The organism is Actinoplanes sp. CA-030573 (assembly GCF_050951115.1).
In the GTDB taxonomy this organism is placed as follows: Bacteria; Actinomycetota; Actinomycetes; order Mycobacteriales; family Micromonosporaceae; genus Actinoplanes.
The window spans coordinates 2,804,305-2,820,665 of sequence record NZ_CP192038.1; the positions used below are offsets into that span (position 1 = coordinate 2,804,305).

Below are 16,361 nucleotides of genomic sequence, written 5' to 3' on the forward strand. Positions count from 1 at the left end.
CCGCTACACCGGGGACCGCGCGCGAATGCGCTCGTACAGCTCCACGGTCTCGGCGGCCGGCGTCATGCCCAGCTCGCGGCGCAACTCCGCGGCGCACGCCTCGTACTGGCGGATCGCCTGCTGCGGCCGGCCGAGCCGGGTGTGGCCGCGCATCAGCAGCCGGTGCACATCCTCCCGGCAGAAATCCAGGGCCAGCAACCGCCGGCCGGTGTCGAGAGCCTCGGCGTAACGGCCGGTGTCGAACGCGGCCTGCGCCGAGAGCGAGAGCAATTCCAGATGGCGTACGCGTAACTGCTCGCGCGGCAGCAGCAGCCAGTCCTCCCCGGAGTGCTGTTCCATCAGGTCGCCCCGGTAGAGGGCGGCGGCGTCGCGGCAGGCCCGCAGCGCCGCCTCGGCGTCGCCGAGCACGCCGGCGGCCGCCGCCCGCGCCGCCGCCAGCTGGAACTGCTCGGTGTCGAGCCGGACTTCCAGGCCGGGCACGACCCGGTAGCCGCCGTCGAACTCGACCACCGGGATCGGCGACACGGCCTGCAGGTCGCCGCGCAGGGCGTGAACGGTCACGTGCAGCCGGTTGCGCGCCGCGGGCGCCGGCGCCTCCGGCCACAGCGCCACGGCGAGCTCGTCGCGGGAGATCGGCGGGTCGTGCCGGTGCAGCATCAGGTAGGCGAACAGCAGCGTGCCCTTGCGGCCGCGCCAGTGGTCGACCGGACGACCGGCGATGCGTACCTCGAAGGCGCCCAGCAGATTCACCACCAGGCCCCGGTCGTCCGGCGGCGCGGCCGGCGGCGGCGGACGACAGGCGGGCGGCGACGACGGAACCGGCCGGGGCAGGCGCCGCCGGTGACGCAGGCGCTGGCCCCAGGGCAGGCGCCGCACCCAGCGCCGTACCGACTGCTCGCAGCCGGCGTCGATCAGGTCGGGACCCATGCCGGCGAGCAGGTCGCCGGCCATGCCCGCACAGCCGGTGTCCAGGCAGAGCTCGATGGCCGCGTCGGTGGCGCCGTCCTCGATCAGCTCGCCGGCGAGGCGGCCGAGCAGCGCGACGGGCGGCGGGCGGCCGGTCCGGCAGGCGCGCAGCACGCCCGGCTGCCAGCCCGGATCGAGCCGCAGCCAGTCGTCGCTCAGCGGGATCCACCAAGGCAGCCGCCCGCTCGCCCGGTACGCCGGGGCGAGCGACCCGAAGCGCGGATGCAGATAGCGCAGTGACGCGGCCAGTCCCAGCACCGCCATGTCGGTCCCGTCGAGCAGGGCACGGACCAGCTGCTCGGTGAGGTCGTCGGCGGTGCGCGACCGCTCGACCATGCTCGCGAACCCGTCCACCGGCACGCGCTGGGCGGCGTCGAGAATGGAGTCGTGCAGCGCCGGGCGGCCGCCGGTCAGCTGGGCGAGCCGGGCCTCCCACGGCAGGCCGGGGGCGATCCACCCGGCACGGCGCGGCCGCCGGTAGCGCAGCACGATGACCGGTGAGCCACCGGGCAACCGGCCGAGGAACCGCTGCGCCTGACCGCGGTCGGGGCTTTCCACGACCACGCCGCCGCCCGGCTGCGATCGGCCGGCCAGCGTGTCCATGGCGGGCGTGTCCAGGTCGTACGGCAAGAGACTGAACCACCGCGGAGGCCGCGCCGACGCGCTCAGATCGGCACTCAGCCGGCGCATGCTGATCTCGCCCGGCAGCACCGCGACCAGCAACGGGGTAGCGCCGGTCAGGGCACCGAGTCGCAATGACCCGCGTGCCTCGGGGTCGGGCAACGGCACCGCGAACCGGCCGGCCAGCACGACCGGAGTCTGCCTCGGCCGCCGCGACGGAGGGCAGCCAGCGGTCCGAGATCTGCCACTTAGGCGGCACTGTCGGATATCACCCGGCCGGCGTTAAGCGCCCGGCAAAGCGGCGGCCTAAGCGCTGCCGGGGAACGTGAGGCGGTCGCCAATTTCCCATCCGACAGGAGACCGTCATGACGACATTCCCGGTAACCGCCGACATCCAGTTCGCCCCGGCCAGCGGGACGCTCTACGTCGACGACCTGGTCGACCCGAGCGGCACGCCGACCACCGTGCTCGACATCGACCAGGGCTTCAAGGTCAAGGGTCGCGTCGAGCTTCCGGGCTGGCTCAGCGGCAAGGGCCTGGTGCGGATCACCGCCGACGAGAAGGGCGGACCGATCGACACCAGCGTCGGCGAGCAGCTGCTCACGATCACCGGGTCGACATCGCCGACCGACCCGCCCGCCATCTCCTACCCGTTCGAGATCGAGGTCAAGTCGCCGGCCCTGCCCGACGAATCCAAGATGTACGACCTCGGCGTCATCTTCGTGTTCCAGACCGCGGCCGGCGGGCACACCGACATCGGAGGCTTCTACGACCTCGGCGCCTTTCTCGTGGTCTGACCGCGCCGACCCGGGCCCGATGCTGTCGCGTGGCACCTTCACGGTGGAAATCTGGTACGACCATCGCATCGGACGGGTCGCCGCCACCCGGGTCGTGCACCTGCAGAGCCGGGCCGAGAAGGCGTGGTCGGGGTGGCGTCCGGAGCGCGTGACCCGGTTCATCCGGCATCTGCTGCCGGTCCGAGCCGCAGCCGGGGTCAGTCCACCCCGCCGCTGAGGCCGACCAGGCCGGTCGAGCCGTGGTGCGGCGCGTTCGAGAGGCCACGGTCGAGGACGACCGTGCGGGCGCCGACGTGGTCGAAGACCAGCCGGCGCCCGCAACCGGCCACGGTGCACTCGAAGAGGGATTCGGCGTCATTGCTGTCGACGCACATCATCAGGTGGCGTTCGGCTCCCACGGGGATCTCCTGATGTAGGGGAAATTCCCGCCCATATACCCACCGCGGGGTTTCGCTAATCGCGAGCTGGCCGCGCGCGCAAGGCGTCGAGCGTGAGCACCGCGAAACGGCGGGCGGCCGGCCGCCGTACGCCCGGGGGCGTGGCGGCCAGCGCCCGCCCGGCCAGCAGGACCAGGATGAGGTCATCGAGGACGAAGTCGGCGCGCAGCGTGCCGGGCTCCTTCGCCCGCCGGCACAGGCCGGCCAGCAGCCGCATCATGCCGGCGCGATGCTCGGCGAAGCCGGCCCCGCCCGGTTGGGTGGACAGGAAGGCGTCGACGAATCCCTGGTTCCGGGCGTTCAGCTCGGTGAGGCCGCGGATCACCGAGCTCAGCCCTCGCCACGCGTCGGGATCGGCGCACCCCTCCCGGACGATCGCGGCACACGCGCCGACCTCCTCGCGGAAGGCCTCGTCGACGAGTGCCTGCCTGGTCGGGAACCGCCGGTAGAGCGTCGCCGGCCCGACCCGCGCCCGGCGGGCGATCTCGCGGATCGGCACGTCGAGGCCGCGCTCGGCGAACAGGGTGCGGGCCGCCTCGAGCACGCGGTCGCGGTTGTCCCGGGCATCCGCGCGCAGCAGGTGAGGCAAGCGATCGGCCATGCGTCTCACTTTAGCCAAGTGGACGGGTGCGTCCGTTACGGTCGCGGCATGCAGACGGTGATCATCCGAGAGTTCGGCAGCCCGGACGGCATGGCCGTGACCGAGGCGGTCACCGGTCGCGGCGGTCACGCTCGGCAGCGCCGGGCCGGTCGCGCACTTCGCGCTCCAGCATGCCCGGTTCGCCGGCTCCGCCGGCGCTGCCCGCTCCGCCGGCGCCGACCGATCCGACCGGCCTGCCGGGCTCGCCGGCGGCGAGTCGCTGCTGGTTCACGGGGCCGGCGGGAGCATCGGGATCATGGCGGTTCAGCTCGCCGCCGCGGCCGGCACCGGCACGATCGCGGTGACCACGTCGTCGCCCGAGCGCGGGAAGCGGCTGCGGGAGCTCGGCGCCTCGGTCGTGCTCGACCGGTCCGGCGCGGGGAACGGGCCGGACGAGTTCGACGTGATCCTCGACGTGATCGGCGGCCCGGCGCTGCCGTCGTTCCTCGACCGCCTGGCCGGCAACGGCCGCCTGGTCGCGGCCGGCGTCGTCGGCGGCCTCCCGCCGGCCGACTTCGGCATGGCGCTGATGCGGTCCTTCCGGCGATCCCGGGCGTTCGCCACGTTCAGCCTCGACACGGTGCCCGTAGCCGAACGCAACCGCGTGCGGGCCGCCCAGCTCGCCGCCGCCGCCCGGGGCGAGCTGCGCCCGGTGGTGCACGACGTCCTCCCGCTCACCGCGGCGGCCGACGCGCACCGCCGGATGGACGCGGGCGAGGTCTTCGGGCGGATCGTGCTCACACCCTGATCGGCCGGTCGCGAAGAACGCGGCCGGTCAGGCGATGATCGCGGTCGTGTACTGCTCGGCGACCCCGTCCGGGTCGGCGAGCTCGGGCCCGATCGCGGTCAGGCCGAAGTCGACGACGTCGGCGCCGAGCTCGCGCAGCAGCCGGGCCAGGAACGCCTCGGCGTGATCGGCCTGCGGCTGGGTCTCCGCGGTCACCACCGGCACGGCGACCACGCCGGCGAGCGCGTTCGGCGGCAGCTGGTCGAGCAGCACCTTGAGCGCGCCGGAGTAGCTGCCGCGGTAGGTGGGCGTCGCCACCACCAGCATCGCCGCGTCCTGGACGTCGAGCAACGCCTCGCCGGTGGCGCCGTCGTCGGGCTTCAGCAGGCCCGCACCGAGCTCGGCGACATCGATCGTAACGAATGTTTCGTCCCCGCGGCTCTTGGCGATGCGTTCGCCCACGGCCGTGGCCAGCCGCAACGTCCGGGATGCGGGACGCGGATGACCACAGACGACGACCAGCTCCGGCATAGGTGCTCCCTTTTCGCAACAACCTCCTGTCATCATCGCCGCGGCGCCGGTGATTGCCAACCGTCGCGCTCACGGCTACTTTCCGTTAATTCATGGCGAGCTTTCCCGTACGCCGGAAGACTGCCCCGGGTGATTCCCCTTCGGCCGCGCGCTCTGTCGCCCGGAGATCTCGTCGTCATCGCGGCGCTGTCCGGTCCGCTCCACGCGGAGTACGAGCCCGACCTCGAACGGGCGGTGGCCGTGCTCGAGCGGATGGGGTTCCGGGTGCGCCGGGCGCCGCTGCTTCAGGCCGGGCGGCGGCACTGGTGGAGCGCGGCCCGGCCGGCCGAGATCGCCGAGGAGCTCAACGGCCTGCTGCGCGATCCCGAGGTGCGCGCGATCGTCGCCCACGACGGCGGCCAGACCGCGCTCGGCTACCTCGACCTGGTCGATGTCGGGGCGGTCGCCGCCGACCCCAAGCCGATCCTCGGCTACAGCGACATCTCCCTGCTGCACCTGGTGCTCTATGCGCGTACGGGCCTGGTCGGGTTCCACGCCGACCTGGCGACGCCCGGCCTCGGCGGCGCCTGGGCGACCGTGCCCGCGGCGCGCCGGGCCGAGCTCGAACGGCTCTACGTGGCGCTGCTGACCGGCACCGAGGCGATCGGCCCGCTGCCGGCCGGCCCGTCGTGGGAGTGCTGGCGCCCCGGTCGCGCCGAGGGGCCCCTCGTCGGCGGCGTGCTCAACCGGGTGGTGCTGGCCCAGGCGACGCCGTACGCGCTGCCGCCCGAGCGGTTCGACGGCGCGGTGCTGTTCTGGGAGGAGATGGGCGGCCTGGCGTCGTACGTGTGGAGCTATCTGCACGTCCTGCGGCACGCCAGCATCCTCGACCGGATCGCCGGGATGGTGGTGGGCGTCCCGCACGCGATCGAGGGGCTCGACTCGCCCGGCGCGTCGCCGAGCCTGCGCGAGATCGTCCTCGACGTGCTCGGCGACCGGGACATCCCGGTCCTCGGCAACGTCGAGTTCGGGCACGCCGGCCCCAACCTGCCGATGCCGGTCGGCCTGCGCGCCGCCCTCGACGCCGGCCGGCGCTCGTTGTCGCTGCTGAGCCCGCGGTGAGGCGGTAGGCCGTGCCTTTAGAGTGGCGGCGTGGCGCGGGTGTTGGTGACCGGCATGTCGGGCGTGGGAAAGAGCACGCTGCTGGGCGAGCTGGCGCGTCGCGGTCACCCGGTGGTGGACACCGACTACGACGGCTGGACGACGCCCGACGGCACCTGGGACGAGCCGCGCATGGCCGCCCTGCTCGCCGGGCCGGCCGGCGTCGTGGTGTCGGGCACGGTCGCCAACCAGGGCCGCTTCTACCGCCGTTTCGACGCGGTCGTCCTGCTGAGCGCGCCGCTTGGCGTGTTGCTCGACCGCGTCGCGAGCCGGTCGAACAACCCGTACGGCAAGACCGCCGAGCAGCGGGGCGAGATCGAGCGCTACCTGCACGAGGTGGAGCCGTTGCTGCGTCGCGGCGCCACGGTCGAGCTCGACGCCCGGCGGCCGGTCGGGGAGCTGGCCGACACCGTCGAGGGGCTGCTCACCGCCGGCGGGAAGCTCAGCCGACGGCGGTGACGGTCACCCGGTCGCCGCCCGGGCAGACCAGGTAGCCGGGCGTTCCCCGGCAGTCCTGCTCGGCCAGCCGTCCCACGGTGCCGAGCACGGTCAGCCGCCCGGTGGCCAGATCGAGGCGGTACACGGCGGTGCGGCCGGGCGGCGTGCGGGTGCCGCGCAGCAGGAGGACCGAGCCGGGGGCGCCGGCCGAGATGGCCTGCTGGCCGCCGATCGGGCTGCCGATCGTACGGCCGGTGGCGCCTTCGGCCAGGACCGTCGTCGCCGAGGCCAGGTTGGGGGCCGCCGAGAGCAGCAGGCGGCCGCCGCCGACGTCCCACAGGAAGGTCATGTCGTCGCGCCGCCACCGCTCCCGGCCGGTGGCGGCGTCGCGGGCGGTCACGCCCCGCACGCCGGCCGTGCAGATCAGCGTGCCGCAGCCGGTGACGTAGCCGATCAGCTCCTCGGATCGCCACCGCGGGCGCAGATCCGTGCCGCCGTAGACGGTCGCGACGGTCTGCGCCGACGAGGTGCGCACGACGGCGAAGTAGGGGCCGACCGGCAGCAGTGTCGCCGAGTACACCCCGTTCCAGGGGACGCGGGCCCGGTGCCGCGCGATCCCGTCCTCGTATCCGTAGACCGTGGCGTCGCCGGTCGCGCTCATCGTGACGATCGTGGCCGGGCGGCCGTCCTCGGTGAGCGGGGTCCAGCGCTCGGCCGGCGCGATCGCGTGCCGCCACCGCTGGTCGCCGTCGCGCAGCCCGACCAGGCGCAACGCCGTGATCGCCCCGGACGGCCCGGTCTCGGCGAGCAACGCGTCGCCGGTCGCCACCGAGGGTGCGGCGTCGCCGTCGGCCCGCCACAGCGGCCGGCCGGTCGCCGCGTCGAGCGCGAGCGTGCCGGGGACCGACCGCGGCGAGACGGTCGCCACCAGCAGCACGTCACCGGCCGGGCTCAGGCCGTGCCCGGACATCGCCTCACCGGTCGGCGTGCTCCACCGAATCCGGCCCGTGCGCAGGTCATAGGCGGTAACCTCGACCCGCCGGTCCGGCCCGGCCCGGTTGAGGTAGAGCGTCGGGCCGTCCAGGGCCATGGTGTCGCCGGGCCCGAACGCGGCCGTCCAGAGCGAGCGCACCCGTGCCGGCGCGGCCGGCGCCGAGGCGGTCAACGCCAGCAGACCGGCCACGGCGAGCACGGCCAGCGCGAGCTTGCCCAGCCGCGGCAGGTTCACCGGGGCGGCAACCGGCTCCGCGGCCGCCCCGGCCAGGTCACCGAGGTCGATCAGGGTCATTGCTAGGGAAGATAGCTCACGCTTGTGTGTGATTGATGCCGGTGGATATCGTTCAGGTTTGGCGATGTGTGTTCGGTCGCGGCGGGAGGCGTGGATGGCTCGGTGGCTGCGGGCATTCGTCGGTCTGGTGCTGACGCTGGTGGTTCCCCTTCCCGCCCGGGCCGTGGACAAGCCGTCGCCGGCGGCCCACGCGGTCACCTTCGACGGCTACTCGTTCCTCGTCGACGGGCAGCGCACCTACCTCTGGTCGGGCGAGTTCCACTACTTCCGGCTGCCCAGCCCCGGCCTTTGGCTCGACATCTTCCAGAAGATGAAAGCGGCCGGCTTCAACGCCACCTCGCTCTATTTCGACTGGGGTTACCACTCGCCGCGACCGGGGGTCTACGACTTCACCGGCATCCGCGACGTCGACCTGCTGCTCGACCTCGCCGAGCGGGCCGGACTCTATGTCATCGCGCGGCCGGCGCCGTACATCAACGCCGAGGTCGACGGCGGCGGACTGCCCGGCTGGCTCACCACCAAGGACGAGCAGAACCGGACCGACAACCCCGCATTCCTCGCGTACGCCGATGAATGGCTCACCCGGATCGACCAGGTCCTGGCCCGTCACCAGCTGACGAACGGCACCGGCTCGATAATCGCGTACCAGGTCGAGAACGAGTACTACAACGGCAACGCGGCCGGCCGCCGGTACATGCGACATCTCGAGGACAAGGCCCGGGCCGACGGCATCACCGTGCCATTGACCGGCAACAACAACGGGACGTTCAACGACGGGGTGGGCAAGCTCGACATCGACGGGCCCGATTCGTACCCGCAAGGCTTCAACTGCTCGAATCCGGCCGTGTGGCGGGGCGTGCCCGACATCAGTTACGACCATCCTTCCGGGCGGCCGCTCTACACCCCGGAGTTCCAGGGCGGCGCGTTCGACCCGTGGGGCGGTCCCGGCTACGACAAATGCGCGCAGCTGATCAACGACCAGTTCGCGAACGTCTTCTACAAGAACAACATCGCGGTCGGCGCGACCGCGCAGAGCTTCTACATGACCTACGGCGGCACCAACTGGGGCTGGCTCGGCATGCCGCAGAACTACACGTCGTACGACTACGGCGCGGCCATTCGCGAGACCAGGCAGCTGGATCCGAAGTACGACCAGGACAAGCTGATCGGCTATCTGATCCGGTCGATGCCCGATCTGACGAAGACCGACCGCATCGCGGCGACCCGGCCCGACAATGCGGCGATTCTCGACACCGCCCGGCGCAATCCCGACACCGGCGCCCAATTCCACGTGCTGCGGCACAACGACTCGACCTCGACCGCGGTCGACCGCACGCACATCGCGATCGACTTCAATGCGCGGGCGGCGTCTTACACCTATGACGACGCCGACGCGGCGCTGCAATACGCCGGCGGGTGGTCGCACGTGGCCGACCAGAGCTACACCGGGAGCGACTACCGGAACACCGAGTCCTTCTCGAATGTCGCCGGTGACTCGCTTTCCGTTCCCTTCACCGGCACCGCCATTCGCTGGATCGGATCGAAGACCGGCAATCACGGGTACGCCGATGTCTATGTCGACGGCGTGAAGCAGGCGACGGTGGATTGCTCCGGCGGGGCCGCGCAGGCCGTTCTCTTCCAGGCGACCGGTCTCGCCGACGGCCCGCACACCCTGAAGATCGTGGTGACCGGCACGCACGCCGCCGGGTCGACCGACAGCTTCGTCGCGGTCGACGCGATCGACCTGCCCCCGGCCGTGGCCGCGACCGAGCCGGTCTACCCGACGGTGCCGCAGAAGCCGGGCACGGCCCTGGTCCTGAACGGCCGGGATGCCAAGCTGCTGGTCGCCGACGCCATGCTGGGACAGACGCGGTTGCAGTACTCGACGTCCGAGCTGCTGACCCAGGCCGCGATCGGGCCTCGCGACGTGGCCGTTCTGTACGGCGACCCGGGGACCGACGGCGAGACCGTGCTGCGTTTCGCGTCCAAGCCGTCGGTGTCGGGCACGGTTGAGCAAACCTGGGACCCGGCCGGCGGCGATCTGCGGTTGAACTACACGCACAGCGGGCTGACCCGGGTCACCGTGCAGGAGCCCGGCCGCCGGCCGCTACTGCTCCTGCTGGCCGACAAGGCGACCGCGACGACGTTCTGGCGCCAGGAGACGGCGGCCGGTCCGGTGCTTGTGCGCGGTACTCATCTGCTGCGCACCGCCACCAGCCTGGCCGGCGGCCACATACTTGAACTCACCGGCGACAACGGAACCGATCCCGGCATCGAGATCTTCAGCACGGCCACCACGACCTTCTGGAACGGCACCCGCCTGTCGGCGACGAACACCATTCCGACCGCCGCGCCGATCACGCTGCCCGCCCTGACCGGCTGGAAGCACCGCCGCGAGTCACCGGAGGCGCAGCCCGGATTCGACGACTCGACCTGGCCGGTGGCCGACAAGACGAGCACGTTCACCGTCACCGGCCCCGGCGCGCTGCCGGTCCTCTACGCCGACGACTACGGGTTCCACACCGGCAGCACCTGGTACCGCGGCCGGTTCCCGGCGTCGGCCGGCGTCACCGGCATCCATCTCACCTCCGACTCCGGCGGCGGCGCGCAGGCCTTCTCGGCCTGGGTCAACGGCACCTTCCTCGGCAGTTCGACGACCGGGTCCGGCACCTTCCCGTTCCCGGCCGGCGTGCTGAAGGCGACCGGCGACAACATCGTCTCGGTGCTGACCGTCAACATGGGCCACGAGGAGGACTACAACTCCAGCAACGGCAACAAGGCCGCCCGCGGCCTCACCGGCGCCTCGCTGATCGGGGCGCCGACGATCCCGATCACGTGGCGTCTTCAGGGCGTACGCGGGGGAGAGAACCCGGTCGACCCGGTGCGCGGGCCGCTGGCCACCGGCGGGCTGTACGGGGAGCGGGCCGGCTGGCAGCTGCCCGGATTCGACGACGGTGACTGGGAGCGGAACGCCGGCCGGGACACCGCACCCGGTGTCGCCTGGTACCGCACGACCACGGATCTGCACCTGCCCAAGGGACAGGACACGTCCATCGGGCTGACCATCGCCGACGACCCGTCGCACCGCTACCGGGCCGAGCTCTACGTGAACGGCTGGCTGATCGGCAACTACGTGAACTACGTCGGCCCGCAGCACAGCTTCCCGATCCCGAACGGCATTCTGCGGACCGACGGCCGCAACACGATCGCGATCGCCGTCTGGAACCTGGACGGCTCGACCGGCGGCCTGGGCCAGGTCACACTGACGAACTACGGCAGCTACGCGTCGTCCTTGCGGGTGGCGGACGTCGCCGCCCCCGGCTACGACCCGCACACATATGCGATCCCGGCCCCGCCGAGGGTCAAGGCCGACCTCCGGGTGCCGTCCACCGTCCAGCCCGGCACACCGTTCACCGCCACCGCAAACATCACCGGCCCGCGCGACCTGATCGCCCACGCCACCGCCGCCCTGACCGTGCCCGAAGGCTGGGCCGTCACCCAACTCGACCCCAGCACCGGACCCGGCCCCGGCAGCGGGCCAGGCGCCGGCAGCGGGCCAGGCGCCGGCAGCGGGCCAGGCGCCGGCAGCGGGCCAGGCGCCGGCAGCGGGCCGGGTGCTGGCGCCGGGCCGGGTGCTGGCGCCGGGCCGGGTGCTGGCAGCGGGCCGGGTGCTGGCAGCGGGCCGGATGCTGGCAGCGCGCCGGGCGCCGGCACCGGCGTCTTCTCCTGGCGGGTCACGCCACCGCCCGGCGCCCCACCGACGCCGACGGCCGCGATCGCGGTGACCGTTACCTACCCGGGCGGGACCGCGCGCGACGAGCGGATCGTCGGCGACTACGCGCCACCGCCCTCGGGCTCGGTCGCGGTGAGTGATCTGCCGTTCCTCTCGGCGACCAACGGCTGGGGCCCGGTCGAGCGCAACACCAGCAACGGCGAGCAGGCGGCCGGCGACGGCGAACCGATCACCATCGGCGGCCGCGTCTACCCCACCGGCCTGGGCACCAACGCGATCAGCGACGTGCAGGTGTACCTCGGCGGCCGGTGCACCCGCTTCACCGCCGAAGCCGGCGTCGACGACGAGCAGAACGGCGCCGGCACCGTGACCTTCGAGGTGCTGGCGGACGGCCGGTCCCTGACCACGACCCCGGTGCTGCGGGGCGGCCGGGCGGCCACCGCCATCGCCGTCGACGTCACCGGCGCCCAGGCGCTGGAGCTGGTCGTCGGAGACGGCGGCGACGGAAACGGCAGCGACCACGGCGACTGGGCAATCCCCACGCTGACGTGCGGCTAGACCGCCGAACGACTCCGGCGAACGCGGCGCGACCGAGGGGCGCCGCGACCGAGCGGCGGCGCGACGGAGGGGCGGCGCGACCGAGCGGCGGCGCGACCGAGGGGCGGCGCGACCGAGGGGCGGCGCGACCGAGGGGCGGCGCGACCGAGGGGCGGCGCGAGGGGCGGCGCGACCGAGGGGCGCCGCGACCGAGGGGCGGCGACCCGGTGAAGAGCGCCGGGCCGCTGCCGGCTGCGGTCAGAACTTCACTTCGCCCTGGTTGTAGACGCGGGGCAGGAAGTACGCGGTCTGGATCTCGGCGTTGCTGTTGTTGCCGCGCAGCTGCTCGGACCAGATCATGAAGTACGTCCACCGGGGCTGGCTGTCGAGCAGGGCGGCCGTGGGCACCTTGCCCATCTCGGCGATCGCGATCGGCTTGCTCCCCGCGATCGACTGGATCTGCGCGTAGTCGCCGCTCGACGGATAGCTCTTGTACCAGGCGTCGAGGGTCACGACGTCGACGTAGTTGCTGCCCGGGTAGTAGCTCGCCCAGCCCCCGGCCGGGTTGTCCTGCACGTTCCACACCCAGATCAGGTTGTCCAGGCCCTGGCTCGTGAAGTAGTCACGCATCTGCTGGTAGAGCTTCAGCGAGCCGTTCGCGCCGGGGCGGTGGCCCCACCAGTTCCACGACTCGTTCATCTCGTGGAAGGGACGCCAGAGCACCGGGATGCCGGCATCCTTGAGCTGCTTGAGGTACGGGACGACGGTCGCCATCCGGCTGCGCCAGGTGTTGCTGAGCGCCGTGCCGGCGGTGACGATCTGCTGGAACTGCGCGTCGGTGACGCTTGTCTTGACGCCGCCCTCGAAGTTGCAACTGGCGCCGACCGTGGGGGAGCAGGCGTGCCAGGTGAGCGCGACCAGCGACCCGTGCGACCACTCGATCTTGGCCTGGTTGATGACGCTCTGCCGGTTGGCGATGTCGTTCGCGGTGAACATCATGTCGCCGCCCCAGAGCCCGGGCCACTGGCCGGTGACGTCGTGCACCTGCTGGGTGTACTGGCCCGGGGCGGTGGCCGGCTCCTTGTTGTGCTGGCCGCTGACGATGTGGTTGCCGGTGATCGTCTTCAGATAGTTGATCACCGTCGACTTCGGGGTGGCGGCGAACGCGTCGGCCGGGCTCGTGATCGTCACGGCCGCGACCACTGCGACGCCGGCGACCAGCGTCGCCGTCAGCGCCGCGACGGGGAATCGGGGGACGTTCATGGGGGTGGTCCTCCTTCGGGACCGGGGGTAGGGGACCCCGGTGCAGCCCCATGGTCGAGCGGATGTTTCCGCCGTGTCAATAGTTACATTAATAATTTAAGAACTCTTGACAGCGTTGTCAGCGCCATCCCATGCTGGCCTCCCGTCAGGCGGCGGTGACGCCTCCGCCTCGATCGGCAAACTCCCCCCAGCGGACGGAACCCAGCATGATCAATAGACGGCATTTCATCGGCATCGGCGCCGCCGCCGCGCTCGCCCTCGTCGCCGGCTGCACCGGCGGCGCCGGCAGCGACGACACCGCGAAGAGCGGCGACTTCACCGGGGACGTCAAGGGCTCGATCACGGTTCTGACCAACCGGACCGACCTGGTGGACACGACCCTGCCGGAGTACGCGAAGAAGTTCGAGGCCAAGTACCCGGGCACGACGGTCCGGTTCCAGGGCGTGACCAACTACGAGGGCGACGTCACGACCCAGCTCAGCGGCGGCGACTACGGCGACGTGCTGCTGATCCCCAACAGCGTCGCCCGCGACGAGCTCGGCCAGTTCTTCGAGCCGCTCGGCACGCTCGACGACCTGAAGAAGAAATACCGCTTCACCGACGAGAAGTCGTACGACGGCCAGGTCTACGGCCTCTCGCTGGGCGGCATCGCCAAGGGCCTGGTCGTGAACAAGCGGGTGTGGGCCGCGGCCGGCGTGACCGCACCGCCGAAGACGCCGGCGGAGTTCCTCGCCGGCCTGCAGGCGATCAAGAAGTCGGGCGTGATCCCGTACTACACCAACTACAAGGACGGCTGGCCGCTCAGCGAGTTCAACAACCAGCGCGGCATCCTCAACCAGCCGGACATCAACGAGAAGTTCCCCGAGGACGCGTCGCCGTGGCAGCCGGGCAAGGTCCAGTACATCACCGACGGCCTGCTCTTCGACATCGTGCACGGCGGTCTCAGCGAGAAGGACCCGCTGACCACCAACTGGGAGAACTCCAAGCCGATGATCGCCACCGGCAAGACCGCGGCGATGCTGCTCGGCTCGTGGGCGGTGCCGCAGATGCAGGACGCGGCCCGGACCGCCGGCGCCGACCCGGCCGACATCGCGCTCTGGCCGTTCCCGTACCAGACCGGCGGCAAGTTCCACACCCAGATCAGCGGTGACTACTCGGCCGCGGTCAGCAAGAGCTCGAAGAACAAGGCGACCGCCCGGGCGTGGCTCGACTGGTTCGTCGACGAGTCCGGATTCGCGGCCGATCAGCAGGCGATCCCGACCCCGCTCAGCGCGCCGATGCCCAAGGTGATCCAGGACTTCCAGGCCGCCGGCGTGGAGCTGCTCGACCTGCCGGCGGCGACCACCAACAGCGGCAAGGAGGACCAGATCATCAAGGAGTCCGAGATCGACCTGACCGGCAACATCTACCGGCAGAAGCTGGTCGACATCGCCCGCGGCGCCGCCAAGGGCACCAAGGACTCGTACTTCGCCGACCTCGACAAGCGGTGGGGCGCGGCCCAGTCCAAGGTCATGAAGTGACCACTGGTGTCCTCGAGGGAACCCGGCCCGCCACCGAAGCGGGCCGGCTTCCCCGTAGAACCCGTAACCGAGCACACGGCCCCTGGCTGTACCTGGCCCCCGCGCTGATCATGCTGATCACCTTCACGTACGTGCCGGTCGGCAACATGATCTGGTACAGCTTCCACAGCTGGGACGGTCTGCGGCCGGCGATGGAGCCGGTCGGCGTCGACAACTACGTCCGGGTCTTCACCGACGAGCGGTACTGGCGGGTCTTCCTGGTCAGCCTCTACTACTTCGCGGCGTCGTTCGTGCAGATCGGAATCGCCCTGTACTTCGCGGTCGTGCTGTCGTTCAGCACCCGGTTCCGCAACTTCTTCAAGGGCATCCTCTTCTTCCCGTACCTGCTCAACGGGGTTGCCGTCGGATTCGTCTTCCTCTACTTCTTCCAGCCCGGCGGCACCCTGGACACGATCCTCGGCGGCCACACCCCGCTCTGGCTCGGCGATCCGCAGGTCGCCAACTTCTCGCTGGCCGGCACCTCGGTGTGGCGGTTCACCGGGCTCACCTTCGTGCTGTTCCTGGGCGCGATCCAGTCCATCCCGGGCGAGATCTACGAGGCGGCCGAGATCGACGGCGCGAACCGCTGGCACCAGTTCCGGCACATCATCGCGCCCGGCATCCGGCGGATCATCAGCCTCTCGTTCATCCTGGCGATCTCCGGCAGCCTGTCGGCCTTCGAGATCCCGTTCATCATGACCGGCGGCGCGAACGGCACCACCACGTTCGTCGTCCAGGCGTACCAGACCGCCTTCCAGTTCCGGAAGATCGGGCTCGCCTCGGCGATGGCGGTGGTTCTGCTCGCCATCGTCCTGCTGGTCACCTGGATCCAGCGCCGGCTGGTGCCGGACGAGGAGGTGACGCTCTCATGAGCCGGATCGCCAAGTACGCGTCCCTGGTCGCGGCCGCGCTGGTGGTCGTCATCCCGCTGCTGGTCGTGCTCTTCGCCTCGTTCAAGACCCACGCCGAGTACGGCACGACCGGACCGCTCACCCCGCCGCGGAACTGGCTCAACTTCCACAACTTCGCGACGGCCTGGACCAACGGCCACATGCTGCGCGGCTTCGTCAACACCACGATCATCCTGGTGGTCTCGCTGGCCGGCACGGTTGCGGTCGGGACCCTTTGCGCGTACGCCATAAGCCGTTTCGTCTTTCCGTTCAAGCGCCTGGTGCTGGGGCTGTTCCTGGTCGCGGCGCTCGTGCCCGGCGTCACCACCCAGGTGGCGACCTATCAGATCGTCAAGTCGATGGGCCTGGTCGACACGCTCGGCTCGGCCATCGTCCTGTTCCTGGGCACCGACATCGTCTCCATCTACATCTTCATCCAGTTCATCCAGTCCATCCCGCGCAGTCTCGACGAGGCCGCGGTGATCGACGGGGCGTCCCGGTTCACCGTCTACCGCAAGGTGATCCTGCCGCTGATGAAGCCGGCCATCGCCACCGTCGTGATCATCAAGGGCATCGCGATCTACAACGAGTTCTACATCCCGTTCCTCTACCTGCGCTCGCCCGACCTCAACGTCATCTCGACCGCGCTGTTCCGCTTCAAGGGGCCGTACGGCGCGCAGTGGGAGACCATCGCCGCCTGCACCATGATCGTCATCCTCCCGACCGTGGTGATCTTCCTGCTGCTGCAGCGCTTCATCTACAACGGCGTCACCGCCGGCGCCACGAAATGAGAA

The 16,361-nt window shown here is 71.3% G+C and carries 15 protein-coding genes; 9 read left to right on the top strand and 6 right to left on the bottom strand.

Annotation, left to right across the window (positions count from 1 at the left end; translation table 11 throughout):
- Positions 1-3 precede the first annotated feature (3 nt).
- Positions 4-1,776: an AfsR/SARP family transcriptional regulator gene (locus tag ACQP2F_RS12995; RefSeq protein WP_433303779.1), complete on the bottom strand. Its 1,773-nt coding sequence runs from the start codon at positions 1,774-1,776 to the stop codon at positions 4-6.
- A gap of 176 nt (positions 1,777-1,952) precedes the next feature.
- Here ACQP2F_RS12995 and ACQP2F_RS13000 point away from each other — a divergent pair, with 176 nt between their 5' ends.
- Both ACQP2F_RS13000 and ACQP2F_RS13005 read left to right on the top strand, forming a co-directional pair.
- A complete protein-coding gene (locus ACQP2F_RS13000) occupies positions 1,953-2,384 on the top strand; it encodes a hypothetical protein (protein ID WP_433303780.1) in 432 nt (143 codons plus the stop codon).
- Between the two features lie 19 nt (positions 2,385-2,403).
- Complete coding sequence (locus tag ACQP2F_RS13005; RefSeq protein WP_433303782.1) at positions 2,404-2,601, top strand: hypothetical protein; 198 nt, start codon at positions 2,404-2,406, stop codon at positions 2,599-2,601.
- Here ACQP2F_RS13005 and ACQP2F_RS13010 read toward each other — a convergent pair.
- Together ACQP2F_RS13010 and ACQP2F_RS13015 are read right to left on the bottom strand one after the other, a co-directional pair.
- Positions 2,582-2,782, bottom strand: a complete 201-nt coding sequence (locus tag ACQP2F_RS13010) for a hypothetical protein (protein WP_433303784.1) — start codon at positions 2,780-2,782, stop codon at positions 2,582-2,584. The two genes, ACQP2F_RS13005 and ACQP2F_RS13010, sit on opposite strands and share 20 nt — an antisense overlap.
- Before the next feature lie 55 nt (positions 2,783-2,837).
- Complete coding sequence (locus ACQP2F_RS13015; RefSeq protein WP_433303785.1) at positions 2,838-3,422, bottom strand: TetR/AcrR family transcriptional regulator; 585 nt, start codon at positions 3,420-3,422, stop codon at positions 2,838-2,840.
- Between the two features lie 295 nt (positions 3,423-3,717).
- Between ACQP2F_RS13015 and ACQP2F_RS13020 the strand changes: the two genes are divergently transcribed.
- Complete coding sequence (locus tag ACQP2F_RS13020; protein ID WP_433303787.1) at positions 3,718-4,209, top strand: zinc-binding dehydrogenase; 492 nt, start codon at positions 3,718-3,720, stop codon at positions 4,207-4,209.
- Positions 4,210-4,236: 27 nt separating this feature from the next.
- Here ACQP2F_RS13020 and ACQP2F_RS13025 read toward each other — a convergent pair whose 3' ends face one another.
- Positions 4,237-4,719 (bottom strand): NADPH-dependent FMN reductase, encoded by a 483-nt coding sequence (locus ACQP2F_RS13025; protein WP_433303789.1) that lies wholly within the window; start codon positions 4,717-4,719, stop codon positions 4,237-4,239.
- 129 nt (positions 4,720-4,848) lie between these two features.
- Between ACQP2F_RS13025 and ACQP2F_RS13030 the strand changes: the two genes are divergently transcribed.
- Positions 4,849-5,820 (top strand): S66 peptidase family protein, encoded by a 972-nt coding sequence (locus ACQP2F_RS13030; RefSeq protein ID WP_433303791.1) that lies wholly within the window; start codon positions 4,849-4,851, stop codon positions 5,818-5,820.
- Between the two features lie 30 nt (positions 5,821-5,850).
- Positions 5,851-6,318: an AAA family ATPase gene (locus tag ACQP2F_RS13035; protein ID WP_433303793.1), complete on the top strand. Its 468-nt coding sequence runs from the start codon at positions 5,851-5,853 to the stop codon at positions 6,316-6,318.
- Here the strand turns inward: ACQP2F_RS13035 and ACQP2F_RS13040 are convergent.
- Positions 6,302-7,585, bottom strand: a complete 1,284-nt coding sequence (locus ACQP2F_RS13040) for a PQQ-binding-like beta-propeller repeat protein (protein ID WP_433303795.1) — start codon at positions 7,583-7,585, stop codon at positions 6,302-6,304. The genes ACQP2F_RS13035 and ACQP2F_RS13040 overlap by 17 nt on opposite strands.
- Before the next feature lie 94 nt (positions 7,586-7,679).
- Here ACQP2F_RS13040 and ACQP2F_RS13045 point away from each other — a divergent pair, with 94 nt between their 5' ends.
- On the top strand, positions 7,680-11,876 hold the full coding sequence (locus ACQP2F_RS13045; RefSeq protein WP_433303797.1) for a beta-galactosidase: 4,197 nt from the start codon (positions 7,680-7,682) through the stop codon (positions 11,874-11,876).
- A gap of 237 nt (positions 11,877-12,113) precedes the next feature.
- Here ACQP2F_RS13045 and ACQP2F_RS13050 read toward each other — a convergent pair whose 3' ends face one another.
- Positions 12,114-13,118, bottom strand: a complete 1,005-nt coding sequence (locus ACQP2F_RS13050) for a glycoside hydrolase family 26 protein (RefSeq protein ID WP_433303799.1) — start codon at positions 13,116-13,118, stop codon at positions 12,114-12,116.
- A 206-nt stretch (positions 13,119-13,324) separates the two neighbouring features.
- On the opposite strand from ACQP2F_RS13050, the gene ACQP2F_RS13055 reads away from it, so the two are divergent.
- The 3 genes from ACQP2F_RS13055 to ACQP2F_RS13065 all read left to right on the top strand — a co-directional run bounded on the left by ACQP2F_RS13055 (position 13,325) and on the right by ACQP2F_RS13065 (position 16,358).
- Positions 13,325-14,638, top strand: coding sequence for an ABC transporter substrate-binding protein (locus ACQP2F_RS13055; RefSeq protein WP_433303801.1), 1,314 nt, complete (start codon positions 13,325-13,327; stop codon positions 14,636-14,638).
- A 110-nt stretch (positions 14,639-14,748) separates the two neighbouring features.
- Positions 14,749-15,549 (top strand): carbohydrate ABC transporter permease, encoded by an 801-nt coding sequence (locus ACQP2F_RS13060; protein ID WP_433303803.1) that lies wholly within the window; start codon positions 14,749-14,751, stop codon positions 15,547-15,549.
- Complete coding sequence (locus ACQP2F_RS13065; protein WP_433303804.1) at positions 15,546-16,358, top strand: carbohydrate ABC transporter permease; 813 nt, start codon at positions 15,546-15,548, stop codon at positions 16,356-16,358. Before ACQP2F_RS13060 ends, ACQP2F_RS13065 begins: the two co-directional genes overlap by 4 nt.
- Positions 16,359-16,361: the final 3 nt, after the last annotated feature.